Below are 14,944 nucleotides of genomic sequence, written 5' to 3'. Positions count from 1 at the left end.
CTGCCCCCTGCTCAGCGGACTTGCGCCGCGACCTGCGGCTCCAAGGCGATGCGCTCACCCGCACTCAGGCCGCTCAGCACCTCGACCTGATCACCTCTGACCGCACCCAGGCGAATCTGGCGCAACAGCGGCTTGCCGCTGGCGGCAATGACGTAGAGCCCGTCCAGCTCGGCGCGTCTCACCAAGGCCGTGCGCGGCACCCAGATGTTCGCGGCTGGCACGCCGCCTGCAACCGTGGTTAAGGCGGCTGGCAGGCTGACACGGGCAAACATGCCGGGCACGACGCCGCTCGGTTTGGCCGGCAGGTCCAAGCGCAGCTGCATGGTTTGAGAGACTGCGTCGGCGGTGGGCAGCAGTTGCACGCGCAAGGCCGTGATGGCCGCGCCCGCCTCGCCCAGGGCGGGAATTTCTATGCGAACGTCGCGCGTGCCCTCAGCCACGCTGAGGCTGCTGGCCACGCTTTGCGGCAGATGGGCCGTCACCCGCAAGGCAGCGGGGTCGTAAACGGTCGCCAGCGCGCGGCCCGGCATGGCCATATCGCCCAGCGTCACCGGCAGCTCGGCGATCACACCGTCATAGGGGCTGCGCACAATGCTCAAACCGCTCTGCGTGCGTGTCACAGCGACTTGTGCCAACTGCGCATTGGCTTGCGCTTGGGCCGCCTTGAACTGCGCCTCGGCCTGATCCAAGGCGGCCTGGCTGATGTAGTTTTGCTTGAATAGACGCTGCTGACGCTCCAGTTCCTGGCTGGCCAGTTGCAAGGCCGCCCGAGCCGACTGCGCTTGTGCCTCGCTGACCGCCGTCGCCTGCTCGGCCGCCTGGGCATCAATGCGCATCAATACTTGACCGGCCTTGACCCGGTCACCCGCCTTGACGTCGAGTTGCACGACGGCACCAGCGACCTGCGCCGCCAGGACGGTCTGGCGCAAGGCCTCGACCTGCCCGTCAAAACTCAGCCGCTGGCCCGCAGCACCGGCCTGCACCAGCAGGGTCTTCAAGGCCGGTGTTGGCTTGAGCTGCGTGTCGGCCCGCGCGGCGATTGGCTGGGCCAAAAGCGCCAATAGAACAAGCAATGAGGCCGCAGTGGCAACGCTTCGGGGCAAGGCCGGCTTCATTAAGGAGGCGGTAGATGTCATATTTGTCTGCATGGCGGTGGTCGCTGGTGAGAGCTGGACATTTGTATATCGTTATCGTATTATTTGCGCATTCACGCAAATAGTCAAACATCGGCAACGCATCAATGAAGAAAACTGCCCAGCCCACCATCCCGCCCGCTGACATCGCTAAAACCAGTGAACAAGCTGGCGCCAAGTTCGAAGCCCTGAGCGATGCGGCCCTGCAGCAGGTAGCGAGCTACTTTCAAGCGCTGGCGGAGCCGACGCGATTGCAGATCCTCAATCTGCTGCGCCACCAGCCCTGCAAGGTCGGTGACATGGCCGAGCTCTGCGGCTGTTCGGTCGCCAATGTCTCCCGGCACCTGAGTTTGTTGCAGCAACGCGGCTTGGTCACGCGCGAGAGTCGCGGCACCAGCGCCTACTACCGCATTGCCGACCCCGCCATCTACGAACTTTGCGAGCTTGTCTGCGGCCGAATCGCAGACCAGGCCGAATGCCTGGCACGCGGGCGCGCCGCACTCCCCTTCAACCCAGCAAGGAGTACCAAACCATGAACCCAAGTCAGCTTCAATTGGACCCGCTGTCCGCCCAGCAGGCTCTGACCCTGCCGGGCTGCTGGTTGATCGATGTGCGCGAGGCACATGAGCTGGCGCGCGCCGGCTTTGACTTGCCCAATGTGATCAATCTGCCTTTAAGCCAATTGCAGCAGCGCCATGCCGAGTTGCCACGCAACGCTGATCTGATCTTGGCCTGCGCGGCCGGTGGGCGCAGCATGCAGGCGCTGCAGTTCCTATTGCACCAAGGTCATACCAAAGTCCGCAATCTGGCCGGCGGCATCGGCGCCTGGAGCAGCCACGGCCTGCCGGTTCGGCGCAGCTGATCCCCCACACCCGACCATCCCCGCAACAAGGAGCCTTATGTACTACATCATCGAAAGCGACAAATCATTCGAGCAAGCCAGTGCCGATCTGGAAGCGGCGGTCAAACGTCAGCAGTTCGGCGTGCTGCATGTGCACAACCTCGGCGCCACGCTGCGCGGCAAAGGCTTGGCCTTCGAGAACGAGTGCAAGGTCTTTGAAGTCTGCAATCCGGGCCAAGCGGCGCGGGTGATGGCCATCGATATGCGTCTGAATATGGCCCTGCCCTGCCGCATCTCCGTCTATACCGAGGCGGGCCGCACCAAACTGGGCATGATTGAGCCGGTGAAAATGCTAACGGCGCTCTCGGTTGACCCGGAGCTGGCCGGCATCTCGGCCGAGGTGGAGACGCAGATCCGCGTCATGATGGATGAGGCGGCCTGATTGAGCTGAAGCGCGATGGCCGAGTTTTTCAAATCATCGACGCTGTGGGTGATCGACTTTCGCTACCAAGGTCGTGCGCGGCGCTGGTTCAAAGCCTTTGAGCGCTCGCTCGACGCGAGCGCCATTGCAGCCTGCCTCAACGAAGAGTTGCGGGAACTCTATGCCGACCGAACCCAGTTGGTGGCCGTGCAACCAGCCAATGAAGAGGAAGAAGCCCAGTACCTACGCGGCGAAGAGCCGAAAAACCAGTACTGCCCGACCCGCAGGGGCTGAAATAATCGGCAGCCGGCTGACCTCGGCCCGTTGTCACGAGTTCAGCGAACCCCAGCCGGCATCAAACGTTCTTTGGTCTCGATCTCCGCACTGGGGTTCATCTCCATCTCCACCTGCGTGCAGACGGCCCGGCAAAGTGCCGCAACCCGCTCACTCTGCAACTGGTAATAGATTTGCGTGCCCTCGCGGCGCTTGGACAGCACCCCGCTGCGGTACAAGGTAGACAAATGCTGCGACATATTCGGCTGCGTGGTGTCGATCTCGCTCAGCAGCTCAGAGACATTTTTCTCACCATGGCAGACCGCGCTGATGATCTTCAAGCGGATTGGTGTGGACAGCAATGAAAACAATTCGGCGACGGATTCAAAAACCCTGTCTTGCGTTACGCGAGCGTCCATGATTCCCTGAGGTGATGGAAGGAATTCATTGTATTCGCAAGCAACGATATAGCCACTCGGCGCCGAGCCAGGAATATGACAAGGCCTCCGGGTTCCCCAAATTCACGGTGAGCCGCATGCGCCCCATGGACAAGCTCTCGAACTTAACGATTCGCAAACTGATGCAATCGGTGGGCGGCGGCAAGTAGCCCAGTGTCAAACTGATTTGGACGGGAAAAGCCACTGCGATGAAGATGATGATGAGCAATGCCCTCAAAAGGCCGGCCTGAGTAAACGCATGTTCAACCCAGGTATCTCATCCCAGCCCACTACTTGCTTGGCGCAACATCACCAGCGCCCTAGCAATATCGGCGTGCGACAGACAACCCATGCAGGGACTTGTGCCAATGTTCAGGGCCGCCAACACTCGCTAAGCTGCCCGAGAAGTCACCACCCTGCACTCTCAGGCACCCTCAATTCGGCCCTTACCCTGGGCTCTTTCATCCCATGCAAAAGAACATTCTGTTGCGCCATCTGGCCGCAGCGCTCACGGGCTTGAGCCTGTGCTCCAACACTGTTTTCACTCATGCGGCCGAAGTAGCGCCGGCCGAGTCAGCGGCTTTAGCCGCATCTCCGCCGAGTATTGCGGCAGCAGCTGACAAAAAAGTCTGGAACGTCAATCACCCACCAGGCCAGGCCAAGCAAGTCAGCATCGACACCCGCAGCGGCACTTGGATGAGCGTGGACGTCAGCCCGGACGGCAAACAAGTTGTCTTTGACATGCTCGGCGACCTCTACCTGATGCCGATTGAGGGCGGCGAAGCGCGTGCGTTGACGCATTCGATTGCGTGGGAGCAGCAAGCGCGCTTTTCACCCGACGGCAAGCGGCTGGCCTTTCAGAGCGACGCCGGCGGCGGCGACAATATTTGGGTGATGAATGTCGACGGCAGCAATGCGCGCGCCGTAACACAAGAAGACTTCCGCTTGCTCAACAACCCGGTCTGGCACCCCAGCGGCAACTACATCGCTGCGCGCAAGCATTACACCGGCACCCGCTCGGCCGGCTCGGGCGAGATTTGGCTCTATCACGTGGACGCTGCGGCTGCCAGCAACAAGGGCGTGCAGCTGAATGAAAAGCCCAACTGGCAAAAGGATCTGGGCGAGCCCGCGCTGTCGCCGGACGGCAAGTTCCTCTACTACTCGCAAGACGCGACGCCCGGCCGCTACTTTGAGTACAACAAGGACGCCAACGGCGAGATATTCAAGATCTTCCGTCAGGACCTCAGCGACGGCAGCGTTGAGCCCTTCGTGCAGGGCCCCGGCGGCGCTATCCGCCCCACGCCCTCGCCGGACGGCAAATACCTGGCCTTTGTGCGACGCGTGCGCATGCAGAGCACCCTGTTCCTGAAGGACCTGCAGACCGGGCGCGAGACACCGGTCTGGGGGCATCTGGAACGCGATCTGCAAGAGAGCTGGTCTGTCAACGGCGTCTATCCGGCCTTTGCCTGGACGCCCGACGCCAAGAGCGTGGTGCTGTGGGCCAAGGGCAAGCTGTGGCGGGTCGACCCCTTCAAGCAAAGCGCCGCCGAAATTCCTTTTCACGTCAAGGACCAGCGCGAGGTGCGCGAAGCACTGCGCCAGCCGCAGGTGGTGGCCCCGGATCAGTTCGATGTCAAACAACTGCGCTGGGTCACGGTGGCGCCCGACGGCAGCAGCGCCGTCTACTCGGCGCTGGGCCATCTCTACCTGAAGGATCTGCGCGCCGGCAAAGAGGTCGCGCCGCGCCGCCTGACCCAACAAAGCGAAGGTTTCGAGTTCTTCCCCAGCTTCTCACGCGACGGCCGCGAGTTGGTCTATGTGAGCTGGCACGACGAGAAGCTAGGCAGCGTGCGCAAGCTGGATCTGGCCAGCGGCCGCGAGACCGTGATCACCAAAGCGCCGGGCAAATACCTGTCGCCCAAGTTCTCGCCCGATGGCAAGAGCATTGTCTACAGCAAGGTCAAGGGCGGCTACTTGACGACGCCCTGGTATGGCCTGGACAACGGCGTCTTTCTGGCCGCAGCCGATGGCCGAGGCGAGCCGCAGCGCATTGCCAAGGACGGCGAATCGCCGCAGTTTGGCGCGCGCAACGATGCAGTGTTTGTCAGCCGTTTCAGCATGAGCAACGAGGTCGACTCGCGCCGCGCGCTATGGCGCATCGAGCTGAAGGATCGCAGCGAGACCGAGGTCGCGCGCGGCGAGTTCGTCAGTGATTTCAGCCTCTCGCCCGACGGGCAATGGCTGGGCTTTGTCGAGCGCTCGCATGCCTATGTGACCCCGCTGCCGTTGGCCGGCAAGACCATCACGGTTGGCCCCAAGATGGACGCACTGCCGGTGCGCCTGCTCGATGTGGTGGCCGGTGAAAACATGCAGTGGAGCGGCGACAGCCAGCGGGTGTTGTTCAGCTACGCCGACGAGTTATTCAGCACCGGTTTGGCCGAGGCATTCGCTGCCCCACTCTTGAACGCCGAGGGCAAAGCGCAGCCCAGCAGTTTCAAAGCGGCCGATGTGCAAAAAGCCGGCCGCAAGATCGGTTTCAGTCAGGCCAGCGACAAGCCGCAAGGGCGCATCGCCATCACCGGCGCGCGCATCGCCACGATGAAGGGCGATGAGGTGATCGAGGACGGCGTGATCGTCATCGAAGGCAACCGCATCGCCGCCATCGGTGCGGCTGCACAAGTGAGAATTCCGCTTGACGCCAAGCGCGTCGACGCCAAGGGCAAGACCGTCATTCCTGGCTTGATCGATGCGCATTGGCATGGCGGCATGGGCGAGAACGAGATCATTCCACAGCAAAGCTGGATCAACTATGCCTCGCTGGCCTTCGGTCTGACCACGATTCACGACCCATCGAATCGCAATGGCGACATCTTCACGCAGGCCGAGATGCAGCGCGCCGGCCTCGTCACCGGCCCGCGCATTTACTCGACCGGCTCCATCCTCTACGGCGCCAAGGGCGGTATCACGGCGGTGGTCAACAACCTTGATGACGCACTCAGCCATCTGAAGCGGCAGCAAGCGGCCGGCGCCATCAGCGTCAAGAGTTATCAGCAACCGCGTCGTGAGCAACGCCAACAAGTGATCGAAGCGGCGCGGCAGACCGGCATGATGGTGGTGCCTGAGGGCGGCTCGCTGTTTCAACTCAATATGAGCATGATTGTTGACGGCCACACCGGCATCGAACATGCGATTCCCTTGGCCGCGGTTTATGACGATGTGCACCAGCTTTGGACGCAGACGCAGGTGGGTTACACGCCGACCTTAAACGTCGGCTATGGCGGCCTGGACGGCGAGCATTACTGGTATGCCCGCACCGATGTGTGGAAGCACCCCTTGCTGACCAAGTACGTGCCGCGGGCGATGTTGGAGGCCCGCGCAGTGAGGCGCCCCACCGCGCCGGACGAGGATTTCAACATCTTGCGCGTTGCCAGCACCGCGACCGCCTTGCAGCGCGCGGGCGTGAAAGCCAATATCGGCGCTCATGGTCAGCGCGAGGGCCTGGGCGCACATTGGGAGATGTGGATGTTTGGCCTGGGCGGCATGACTTCGCTGGAGGCCATCCGTACGGCCACGGCCAATCCGGCCCATTACCTGGGCCTGGACAAGGACCTGGGCTCATTGGAGGTGGGCAAATTGGCAGATCTGCTGATCATCGACGGGGACGTCTTGAAGGACATCCGCCAGAGCGACCGCATCAGCCATGTGATGCAAAACGGCCGCCTGTTCGAGGTGAGCACGATGAATGAAGTGCTGCCGCGCCAGAAGGCGCGCAAGCCCTTCTTCTTCGACGGCGCCGATGGTCGCAGCATGCCTATCGACACCCATGGCCAAGGGCATAGTCACGCAGACGACTGAGCTCCTCGCATCGGAATCCGCTATCGAACTAATTTGTTGATTTGATTCGCAGGCGGATTTACACTCCTCTCATGGCCGGCCTGTCGCCGGCAGCGGTTTTGGGAGGGGTTGCCATGGTTGCTTTCGCTGCTTCATCTTCTTCGGCGCGATCCGCTCTGTCGGGCAAAGCGCGGGCGCGGCTGACGCGGGACACAACGCCCGACCTGCAATCGCCCGACCTGCAATCGCCCGAAGCTGCTGCGGCCGCTTTGCGTGGCTTCTTTCGCATTGCGCAGGCCTGGGGTTTGAGCAATGACGAACAGCAGCGCCTGCTGGGCTGCGGGCGCACCACGTTTTTTGATTGGAAGGCCGGCCGCATCAAAAGCGGGCTGGATGCGGCCACCTTGGAGCGGCTTTCGCATCTGTTTGGCATCTATGCCGGCCTGCAAATTCTCTTGCCTATTCCGGAGCGCGCCGACGCCTGGATCAAAAAGCCCAATAGCGCGCCATTGTTTGGGGGCAGCAGTGCCCTGGCGCGCATGCTTGGGGGGCAAATCAGCGATCTGTTCGTGGTGCGCCAATACCTGGATGCCCAACGTGGCGGCTGGGCTTGAAGGCACAAGCCACCCCCATGAGCGCTGCAGACGCCTTGCCCAGCAGCGAGCTCTTCTGGGTTGACTCTTGCCGCCTGCTGCCGAGCCGCTATCCCCCGATTTCGCTGTATGAGCGAGTGGCAGATGCGGCCGATCTGGATGTTGTATTTGCGATCGAAGCATTGGGCAACCCGCGCCTGCGCGACGAAATTGGCGAATTGAGCCTGGTGCCGCCCGAGCAGCGCATCAGCGGCCCGGGCTGCAGCCCCATCATGGCGGCCTTCACACACCTCAATCCGGACGGCAGCCGCTTCACCGACGGCAGCTACGGTGTGTACTACGCCGCCAACGAATTGGAAACGGCCGTGGCCGAGGTCAGCCATCACCGCGCCCTCTTCTTGGCCCGCACGGCCGAAGCCGCCATCGATGTCGATTTGCGCTGCTACCGAGTCACGGTAAAAGCAGCGTTAGGCGACCTGCGTGGCCTACAACAAGAGGCTACTTTTACCGCGCTGTACGAGCCCAATTCCTATGCAAGCTCACGGCCCTTTGCCGCGGCACAACGCGCGCTGGGCAGCGCGGGCTTGGTCTATGACAGCGTGCGTCGCGAGGGCGGCCAATGCGTGGCGCTGTTCACCCCGCAAGCGACCCAGCCGCCAGCGCGGCAGGCCGAACATGTCACGCTGCGCTGGAACGGGGAGCGCATCAGTGACTGGTATCTGAAATCAGAGTTGCATCGGCTCTGATTTGCCGCTGTTTCGGCTCTCAATCACCTGCGGTGCCCGCCCAAAAGCCCTGAAGCTTCCACGTCTGTCGGCACGCATGACGCGGCCGCTGCTACATTGCGGGCGCCGCAGCGCAATTAAGGATTTCCTAGCTCATGTACATCCCGCCCTACCACGCCGAAACCGATGTCTCTACGGTGCTGTCCTTGATCGAGACGCAGCCACTGGGCGCCTGGGTCACGGTGGGTGCCGATGGGCTGATCGCTAACCACATCCCCTTCATACTTGACCGCGGCCGGGGTGAATTAGGGACGCTGCGAGCGCATGTTTCCCGCGCTAACCCGGTCTGGCAGCAACTCTCACGCGAGGTGGACTCGCTGGTGATGTTTCAGGGCCCGCATGCCTACATCACGCCGTCTTGGTACCCGACCCGCCTGACCGAGGGCAAGGTGGTGCCGACCTGGAACTATGTGGTCGCACATGCGCATGGCCAAGCCCACGCTATCGAAGACCCGCACTGGATTGCGCAGCTTCTTTTTGACCTGACCGAGCACAGCGAAGCCCAGCAGGCGATGCCTTGGAAGCTTGCGGACGCACCGCAAGACTTCATCCAGTGCCTCGCGCGGGCCGTGGTCGGCATCGAGATACCGATCAGCAAATTGCAGGGCAAGTGGAAACTCAGCCAAGACGAGGCCATGGCGGACCGACTCGGTACGGTCGAAGGTTTGGCCGCCCTGGGCGACGCGAATTCGGTCGCGCTGGCGCACTTGGTGCGCCAGCAAATCAAGTAGGACAAACAAGCTTCAAACTGACTAAGCCCATGAACAACATCACCATCCGCCGAGCCGAGCTCAGCGACCTCGATGCACTCGCCGGCATGTTTGATGCCTACCGGCAGTTTTATGAACAGCCGGCCGATCTGACGCTGGCCAGAGAATTTCTTCAAGAACGCTTGCAAAAGAGCGAATCGGTGCTCCTGCTGGCCGCCAACGCCAGCGGGCAGGCGCTGGGTTTTTGTCAGCTCTATCCAAGCTTTTGCTCGGTCGAGGCTAAACCCATCTGCACGCTTTACGACCTGTTTGTCTGCCCTCAAGCCAGACGTAGCGGCACCGGCCGCGCCCTCCTGTTGGCCGCTCATGACTACGCGGCGTCGGCCGGTGTAGCCAGGCTTGACCTCACCACTGCCAGAACCAATCTGGCGGCGCAGTCGCTGTACGAATCATTGGGTTGGGTGCAGGACCAGGTCTTTCTCGCCTACAACAAACGGGTCGAGCTCAGGACACCAAAACCTGGTGAGCAAGCGGGCTAGGCCGACTCGGGCGCCTCAGCCGCCTCGCCCGGCAGTGGCGCTTTGCGCGGCAGATCGATCGTGAACACAGCACCGGCACCGGCTTCGCTGCTGATGCTGATTTCTCCGCCCAAAATCGAATGCACCAGGTTGTAGCTGATGCTCAGGCCCAAACCGCTGCCGCCTTGCCCCATTTTCGTGGTGAAGAAGGGGTCGAAGATGCGCTCGAGATTCTCCGCCGGGATGCCCACGCCATCATCGCTGAAGCGTATGCGCAGCGCCGCTGGCCCTACTGGCTCGGCGCTGATGTGCATCCGACCGCCGCGGCGCCCCTCGAAACCGTGCAAGATGGAATTTGTGATCAGATTGGTCAGCACCTGCCCCAAGGGGCCAGGATAGGCGTCCATCTCCAAAGCGGCGGGAATGTCCAGACTCAGCTTGTGCCCCTTGCTGCGCACCTCATTGGCCAAAGTGTCGGCAACCTCCTGAACAATGTGTTTGAGATCAAAAACCCGGCGCTGTTCACTGCTGCGGTCTACGGCAACTTCCTTGAAGCTACGTACAAGATCCGCCGAGCGCGTCAGGCCGCGCATCAAGAGCGCGGCAGCGTCTTGTGTCTCGCTTACGAAGGCCTGCAAATCTGATTTGCGCAGGCCTTGTTGGCACGCAAGTTTCTGCCCGAAATCTTGCGACTTATCCATCAAGGTGCTGGCCACCATCAGGCTATTGCCCAGCGGCGTATTCAATTCGTGCGCGACGCCCGCCACCAAGGAGCCCAGCGCGGCAAATTTTTGTTGTTGCACCAAGTCCTCTTGCGTTTGCTTCAACAACAAAAAGCTGGCCGAGTTTTCCAGGGCGATCGCGCCGTACGCCGCCAGAGTGAGCAACATATCGCATTGCCAGGGCTCATAAGCATGAGGGCGCCGGCTTTGCACCAGCACCACGCCTAAGACGCGCTCCCCCACTTGCAAGGGCACCAAGACCGCCGACCGGGCCGCATCGGCCAGCGGCCCAACCAAGCGCTCCAAGGCTGCAGCCTCAGAGCCGCTCGTCAACAACAGCGCTTGACGGCCATTCACACAGCGCAACTCAGCCCGTTCGCTGGCATTCAAACTCAGAACCTCCGCCGGCTTCAGTTCCAAGTTGCCCGCAGTGACGATGAAAGGAAACTCCAGCAAGCGCTGGGCCTGATTGACAAAACCGATCGCAAAGCAGTCCACAGGCATCAGCTGCTGCACATGCAGAAGCAGGCTGCGCTGAATCAGTTCGCGGTCCAAAGAGGCCGTGATATGGCGGCCCATCTCGCTGAGCGTGGAGATATTGCCGTGAGCCCGCTCGACGATGTCTTTTTGACGTTCCACCTCCAGCTTTTGCTCCAGCAGCAGGTCGCGGGTCTGCTCCAGTGTCTGCTTCTCTTGCAGCAACTCGGCGGTGCGCCCGGCCACTTGGCGCTCCAGCTGCAAGCGCTGGCTCTTCAAGACCCGGACACGCGCGTAAAACAAGGCCCACAAGCCGCCCACAAACAGGCCCAACCCGCCAAGCCGGAACCACCAAGTCTGCCAATAGGCAGGCAGCACGCGCAGCGCCAAGGTGACGCCCTCTTCATTCCAAACCCCATCCTTGTTGGCGGCCTTGGCCCGAAAGACGTAATTGCCAGGGGCCAAATTCGTATACGACGCCTTGCGTTGGCCGGGCTCGGGCATGACCCAGTCGGCGTCAAATCCTTGCAGCTGATAGGCATAACGATTGCGCAGCGGGTCGGCGTAATGGAGTGCCGCCAACTCCAGCGAAATGGCGTTGTGGCCAGCCTTGAGTTGGAGATCGCGCAGGTTTGCGATAGCCCCATCAAGCCGCAGGCCCTGCACCGTCTTGCCTGGGCGCAAGGCCTCGTTATTGACGCGAATTTCGGTGATTTGCAGCGGCGGCGCTGTTGGATTGTCGGTGATGTCCTCGGGGTGAAAGGCGGTCAGACCATTCAAGCCCCCGAAATACATCTGCCCATCGGCACTCTGAAAAGCCGAGTTGGCGAAATAGAAACTTTCGATCATGCCGTCTTTGGCGGTGTAGTTGCGCAGTTCCCGGCTGGCCGGGTCGAAGCGTGAAATGCCCGCCGTCGTGCTGACCCAAAGCCGTCCCTTGCCGTCTTCCAAAATGCCGCCAATCGGATCTGCACCCAGGCTTGGCAGGTCGGGAAACTGCTTGAAGCTCACCTGCCCGTCGGCCGCTTTGATCAGCTGATTCAAGCCCTGCGCCGTGCCCACCCAGATGCGCGCCTGCGAGTCTTGAAACAGGTATTGAACCCGGTCACTACTGATGCTGCCAGGGCGTGCGCTGTCATAGCGGAAATGGCTGAAGTTTTCAGCAGCGGCGTTGAAGCGATCAAGCCCTTGATCGGTCGCCACCCAAATGTCGCCGTCGCGCTCCGGCAGCACCATTTTGATATTGTCATCACTGAGGCTGTCGCTCTGGTTCGCGTCATGGCGAAAGGTCTTCTTGCGGCCGCCGACGGGGTCCAGCCTGTGCAGGCCGCTGCGGGAACCAAGCCAGAGCTGACCCCGGGCATCGCTAGCGACATGGCGAATCACATCGCCGAGCGGGTTGTCGGCACCAAAACTCGGCAAGCGCAGCTGACTGCTGCGACCATCCATATAGCGGCGCAACCAATCCAGCGCCGGTTTGTCCGCAGCACTCGGGCGCGTGTCGGCGAAATTCATGCTGTCTTGCTCGGTATGCCCAAACTGGAATTGCTGGGCTTTGCCCGAGCGGGTGTCGAGCAAAGCCACCGCGTCGGTGGTGCTCAGCCACAGCTTGCCCGGCCCTTGGGCGGCGATGCTGAAGACGCGTTGATCGGTCAAGCCTTTGTTGTCCGTCCCGGCGGCGCCAAATTTATTGAAACCTCCGCTGGCCAAGTCAGCCCTGTAGACCCCCGACACCCAGGTGCCCAACCACAGCGAACCGCTGCGGTCATGGAACATGTAGGAGATGTGTTGAGGCACGCTGAATGCGTCGTTAGCCCGGTGCGCATATTGCCGGAACTGCATTTCTTCGGCCTGCCATTGCCAAAGCCCATCCGTGCCGGTGCCCAGCCACAGAGCACCTTGGCGGTCGACCAGGAGTGCAATAAATCCTTCGTTGCTCTTGCGCGCATGGGCATGCACCAGCTGCTGGGCGCGGCGCCCAGCCGACAGGCGCCAAGCCTGCGCGCCGGCCTCGCTGACCACCCACAGCTGCCCTTGCCTGTCCACCACCAGGCTCTTCACCAAATCGAGCGAAAACTTGAGCAACTGGCCCGCCGGCTCAAAGCTGCTGAATGTGCTGGCACCAGCCGGCAGGATTTGAACGCCGCCTGCCGTGCCCACCCACAAATTGCCCTCGCCGTCCAAGGCCAAGGCCTGCACCTTGTCATGGGCAAGGCCCTGCGCACGGCCGGAGGCATGACGGTAAAAGGTCCTAAACGCGCCACTCTTGGGCTCGAAATGCAGCAAGCCGTCGTCGGTGCCTATCCACAGCCCCCCACGGCCGTCACTGAGCAGCGCATTGACCTGCGTCGCGCCTTGGCCAACGCGGCCAACTGTCGGCAGCTTGATGGTTTCGAAATCGTCCCCGCCGGGATTAAAGCGCTGCAGACCACGTCTTGTGCCCACCCACAAACTGCCGGCCGGGTCGGTCAACAAGGCTTGAATCCAGTTATCAGCCAGGCTGCGCGGCTCATTCGCCTCATGGCGGAAATTGATCACGCGCAGACCATCAAAACGACTGAGGCCGGCCTGACTGCCTATCCACATAAAACCCAGGCCGTCTTGCTCGATCGCTGTCACCGAGTCACGCGCCAAGCCTTGAGCCTCAGAAAGCCGCTCGAAATGGAAGCTACGCGCGCCGGCGGCAAACACTGGCGAAAGAAGCAGCCCCAAAATCAGCAGCAAGCACGCCACCGAACCCGAATGGGCTGCGTTGCGTACCCAGATGATTGCGACGGAAAGGGAGGCAGACTTCACAGCGCCAAGTCTCGCATCAAACCCGCGACCTTTTGCGCCGAACAAGGCGGGCGAATGGGCAGAATTGGCGGGCTAAAGCGCCTCTCCAAGCCGCATTCAAACGCCGCCAACACCGAGCAAGCGTTTAGCGCTCAGTCAATGAACAACATTGCCGGGCTCTCAAGTTGTGCCCGGATCGCTTGAATGAACTGGGCCGCGATCATGCCGTCAACCACCCGGTGATCAAACGACGATGACAAATTCATCATCAAACGACCGACCACCAAGCCGCCACGCATCATCGGGCGCTCCACGATCTTGTTGACGCCGACGATGGCGACCTCGGGATGGTTGATCACCGGTGTGGTGACGATGCCGCCCAAAGCGCCCAGGCTGGTCAAGGTCAGGGTCGAGCCGCTCAATTCATCGCGGGTGGCGCGCCCGCTGCGAGCGACTTCCGCCAAACGCTTGATTTCCGCCGCCGCCGTCCAGAGGTTGAGATTTTGAGCGTCGCGAAGGACCGGCACCATCAGGCCGGCATCGGTCTGCGCAGCTACGCCTAGATGCACGGCCGAGTAACGCGTCAGCACACCGGCTTCATCGTCGAGGCGCGCGTTGACCTGCGGGAATTCGGCGACCGCCCGCGTGATCGCTCGCACCAGCAGCGGCAGCAAAGTCAGCTTGCCGCGCGTCGCAGCCCAGCGCGCATTGATTTGCTCGCGCAAGGCCTCCAACTCGGTGACGTCGACTTCCTCGACATAGCTGAAATGCGGAATCCGACGTTTCGACTCCTGCATCTTCTGGGCAATCTTGCGGCGCAGGCCGGTGATCTTGATCACCTCATCGGCAGCCAAGCGCTTGGCTTGCACGGCGATCGGGCCGGCCAATACTCGGGGCTGCGGCGCACAGCCCTCCAGATCGGCATGCATGATGCGCCCGCCGGAACCACTGGGCCGCACCTGTGTCAGATCAAGGCCTAACTCCCAGGCCCGGCGGCGCACCGAGGGGGAGGCAATCGGTTTGTCTTTCGAGCTGAAATCTTGCGGACTATGCGCTGCCGCTGCAGACGGCTCGGCCACTGCAGCCTGACGCATGGGCGCTGCTGGTGAAGCTGCCGCCGCTTGCTTGGCTGGGGCAGCAGCGGGAGCTGGGCTTGAGCCGGCAGCTTCACCAGTTCCCTCCCCGCTCACCTCAATCCTGACCAAGTCCGAGCCCACGCGCATGACCTCGCCGGCCTCACCACCCAGCGCCAGTACTCGGCCATGCACCGGCGACGGGATCTCCACCGTGGCCTTGTCGGTCATCACGTCCGCGAGGATTTGATCCTCGGTAATGTTGTCGCCGACCTGGATCCGCCAGGCCACCACTTCTACTTCGACAATGCCTTCGCCGATATCCGGCATCTTGATCGTATGGACTGCCATG

General features: G+C 61.8%; 13 protein-coding genes. 9 read left to right on the top strand and 4 right to left on the bottom strand.

From position 1 onward, the window contains the following. Nucleotides 1-11: 11 nt before the first annotated feature. Nucleotides 12-1,103 (bottom strand): efflux RND transporter periplasmic adaptor subunit, encoded by a 1,092-nt coding sequence (locus PRZ03_RS15335; RefSeq protein ID WP_273601128.1) that lies wholly within the window; start codon nt 1,101-1,103, stop codon nt 12-14. Between the two features lie 137 nt (nt 1,104-1,240). On the opposite strand from PRZ03_RS15335, the gene PRZ03_RS15330 reads away from it, so the two are divergent. The 4 genes from PRZ03_RS15330 to PRZ03_RS15315 are packed head-to-tail and all read left to right on the top strand — an operon-like array spanning nt 1,241 to nt 2,689. Beyond that, on the top strand, nt 1,241-1,669 hold the full coding sequence (locus PRZ03_RS15330; protein WP_273601127.1) for an ArsR/SmtB family transcription factor: 429 nt from the start codon (nt 1,241-1,243) through the stop codon (nt 1,667-1,669). Then, nucleotides 1,666-1,995, top strand: coding sequence for a rhodanese-like domain-containing protein (locus tag PRZ03_RS15325; protein WP_273601126.1), 330 nt, complete (start codon nt 1,666-1,668; stop codon nt 1,993-1,995). Before PRZ03_RS15330 ends, PRZ03_RS15325 begins: the two co-directional genes overlap by 4 nt. A 37-nt stretch (nt 1,996-2,032) precedes the next feature. Beyond that, a complete protein-coding gene (locus PRZ03_RS15320; protein WP_273601125.1) occupies nt 2,033-2,416 on the top strand; it encodes a DUF302 domain-containing protein in 384 nt (127 codons plus the stop codon). Between the two features lie 15 nt (nt 2,417-2,431). Next, entirely contained in the window at nt 2,432-2,689 is a 258-nt protein-coding gene (locus tag PRZ03_RS15315) for a hypothetical protein (RefSeq protein ID WP_273601124.1), read from the top strand. Nucleotides 2,690-2,730: 41 nt separating this feature from the next. Here the strand turns inward: PRZ03_RS15315 and PRZ03_RS15310 are convergent, their stop codons facing one another. After that, complete coding sequence (locus PRZ03_RS15310) at nt 2,731-3,087, bottom strand: ArsR/SmtB family transcription factor (RefSeq protein ID WP_273601123.1); 357 nt, start codon at nt 3,085-3,087, stop codon at nt 2,731-2,733. Between the two features lie 486 nt (nt 3,088-3,573). Here PRZ03_RS15310 and PRZ03_RS15305 point away from each other — a divergent pair, with 486 nt between their 5' ends. From PRZ03_RS15305 to PRZ03_RS15285, 5 genes are all read left to right on the top strand, one after another. Next, a complete protein-coding gene (locus PRZ03_RS15305; protein ID WP_273601121.1) occupies nt 3,574-6,960 on the top strand; it encodes an amidohydrolase family protein in 3,387 nt (1,128 codons plus the stop codon). A 113-nt stretch (nt 6,961-7,073) separates the two neighbouring features. Then, nucleotides 7,074-7,553, top strand: coding sequence for an antitoxin Xre-like helix-turn-helix domain-containing protein (locus tag PRZ03_RS15300; protein WP_273601120.1), 480 nt, complete (start codon nt 7,074-7,076; stop codon nt 7,551-7,553). Between the two features lie 17 nt (nt 7,554-7,570). Beyond that, nucleotides 7,571-8,278: an RES family NAD+ phosphorylase gene (locus PRZ03_RS15295; protein ID WP_273601119.1), complete on the top strand. Its 708-nt coding sequence runs from the start codon at nt 7,571-7,573 to the stop codon at nt 8,276-8,278. A 134-nt stretch (nt 8,279-8,412) separates the two neighbouring features. Next, nucleotides 8,413-9,048 carry an FMN-binding negative transcriptional regulator gene (locus PRZ03_RS15290; RefSeq protein WP_273601118.1) on the top strand — a complete coding sequence of 212 codons (636 nt, stop codon included), beginning with the start codon at nt 8,413-8,415 and terminating at the stop codon, nt 9,046-9,048. Between the two features lie 29 nt (nt 9,049-9,077). Further along, a complete protein-coding gene (locus PRZ03_RS15285; RefSeq protein ID WP_273601117.1) occupies nt 9,078-9,566 on the top strand; it encodes a GNAT family N-acetyltransferase in 489 nt (162 codons plus the stop codon). Here the strand turns inward: PRZ03_RS15285 and PRZ03_RS15280 are convergent. Beyond that, the gene (locus PRZ03_RS15280) at nt 9,563-13,540 is read right to left on the bottom strand and encodes a sensor histidine kinase (protein ID WP_273601116.1); all 3,978 of its coding nucleotides are present in this window, start codon (nt 13,538-13,540) and stop codon (nt 9,563-9,565) included. The genes PRZ03_RS15285 and PRZ03_RS15280 overlap by 4 nt on opposite strands. A gap of 131 nt (nt 13,541-13,671) precedes the next feature. Continuing rightward, nucleotides 13,672-14,943, bottom strand: coding sequence for a dihydrolipoamide acetyltransferase family protein (locus PRZ03_RS15275; protein WP_273601115.1), 1,272 nt, complete (start codon nt 14,941-14,943; stop codon nt 13,672-13,674). Between the last annotated feature and the right edge of the window lies 1 nt (nt 14,944).

The sequence above is a fragment of the Roseateles albus genome (genome assembly GCF_028595345.1).
GTDB lineage: Bacteria > Pseudomonadota > Gammaproteobacteria > Burkholderiales > Burkholderiaceae_C > Paucibacter_A > Paucibacter_A albus.
This window is presented reverse-complemented; position numbering and strand designations above follow the sequence as displayed.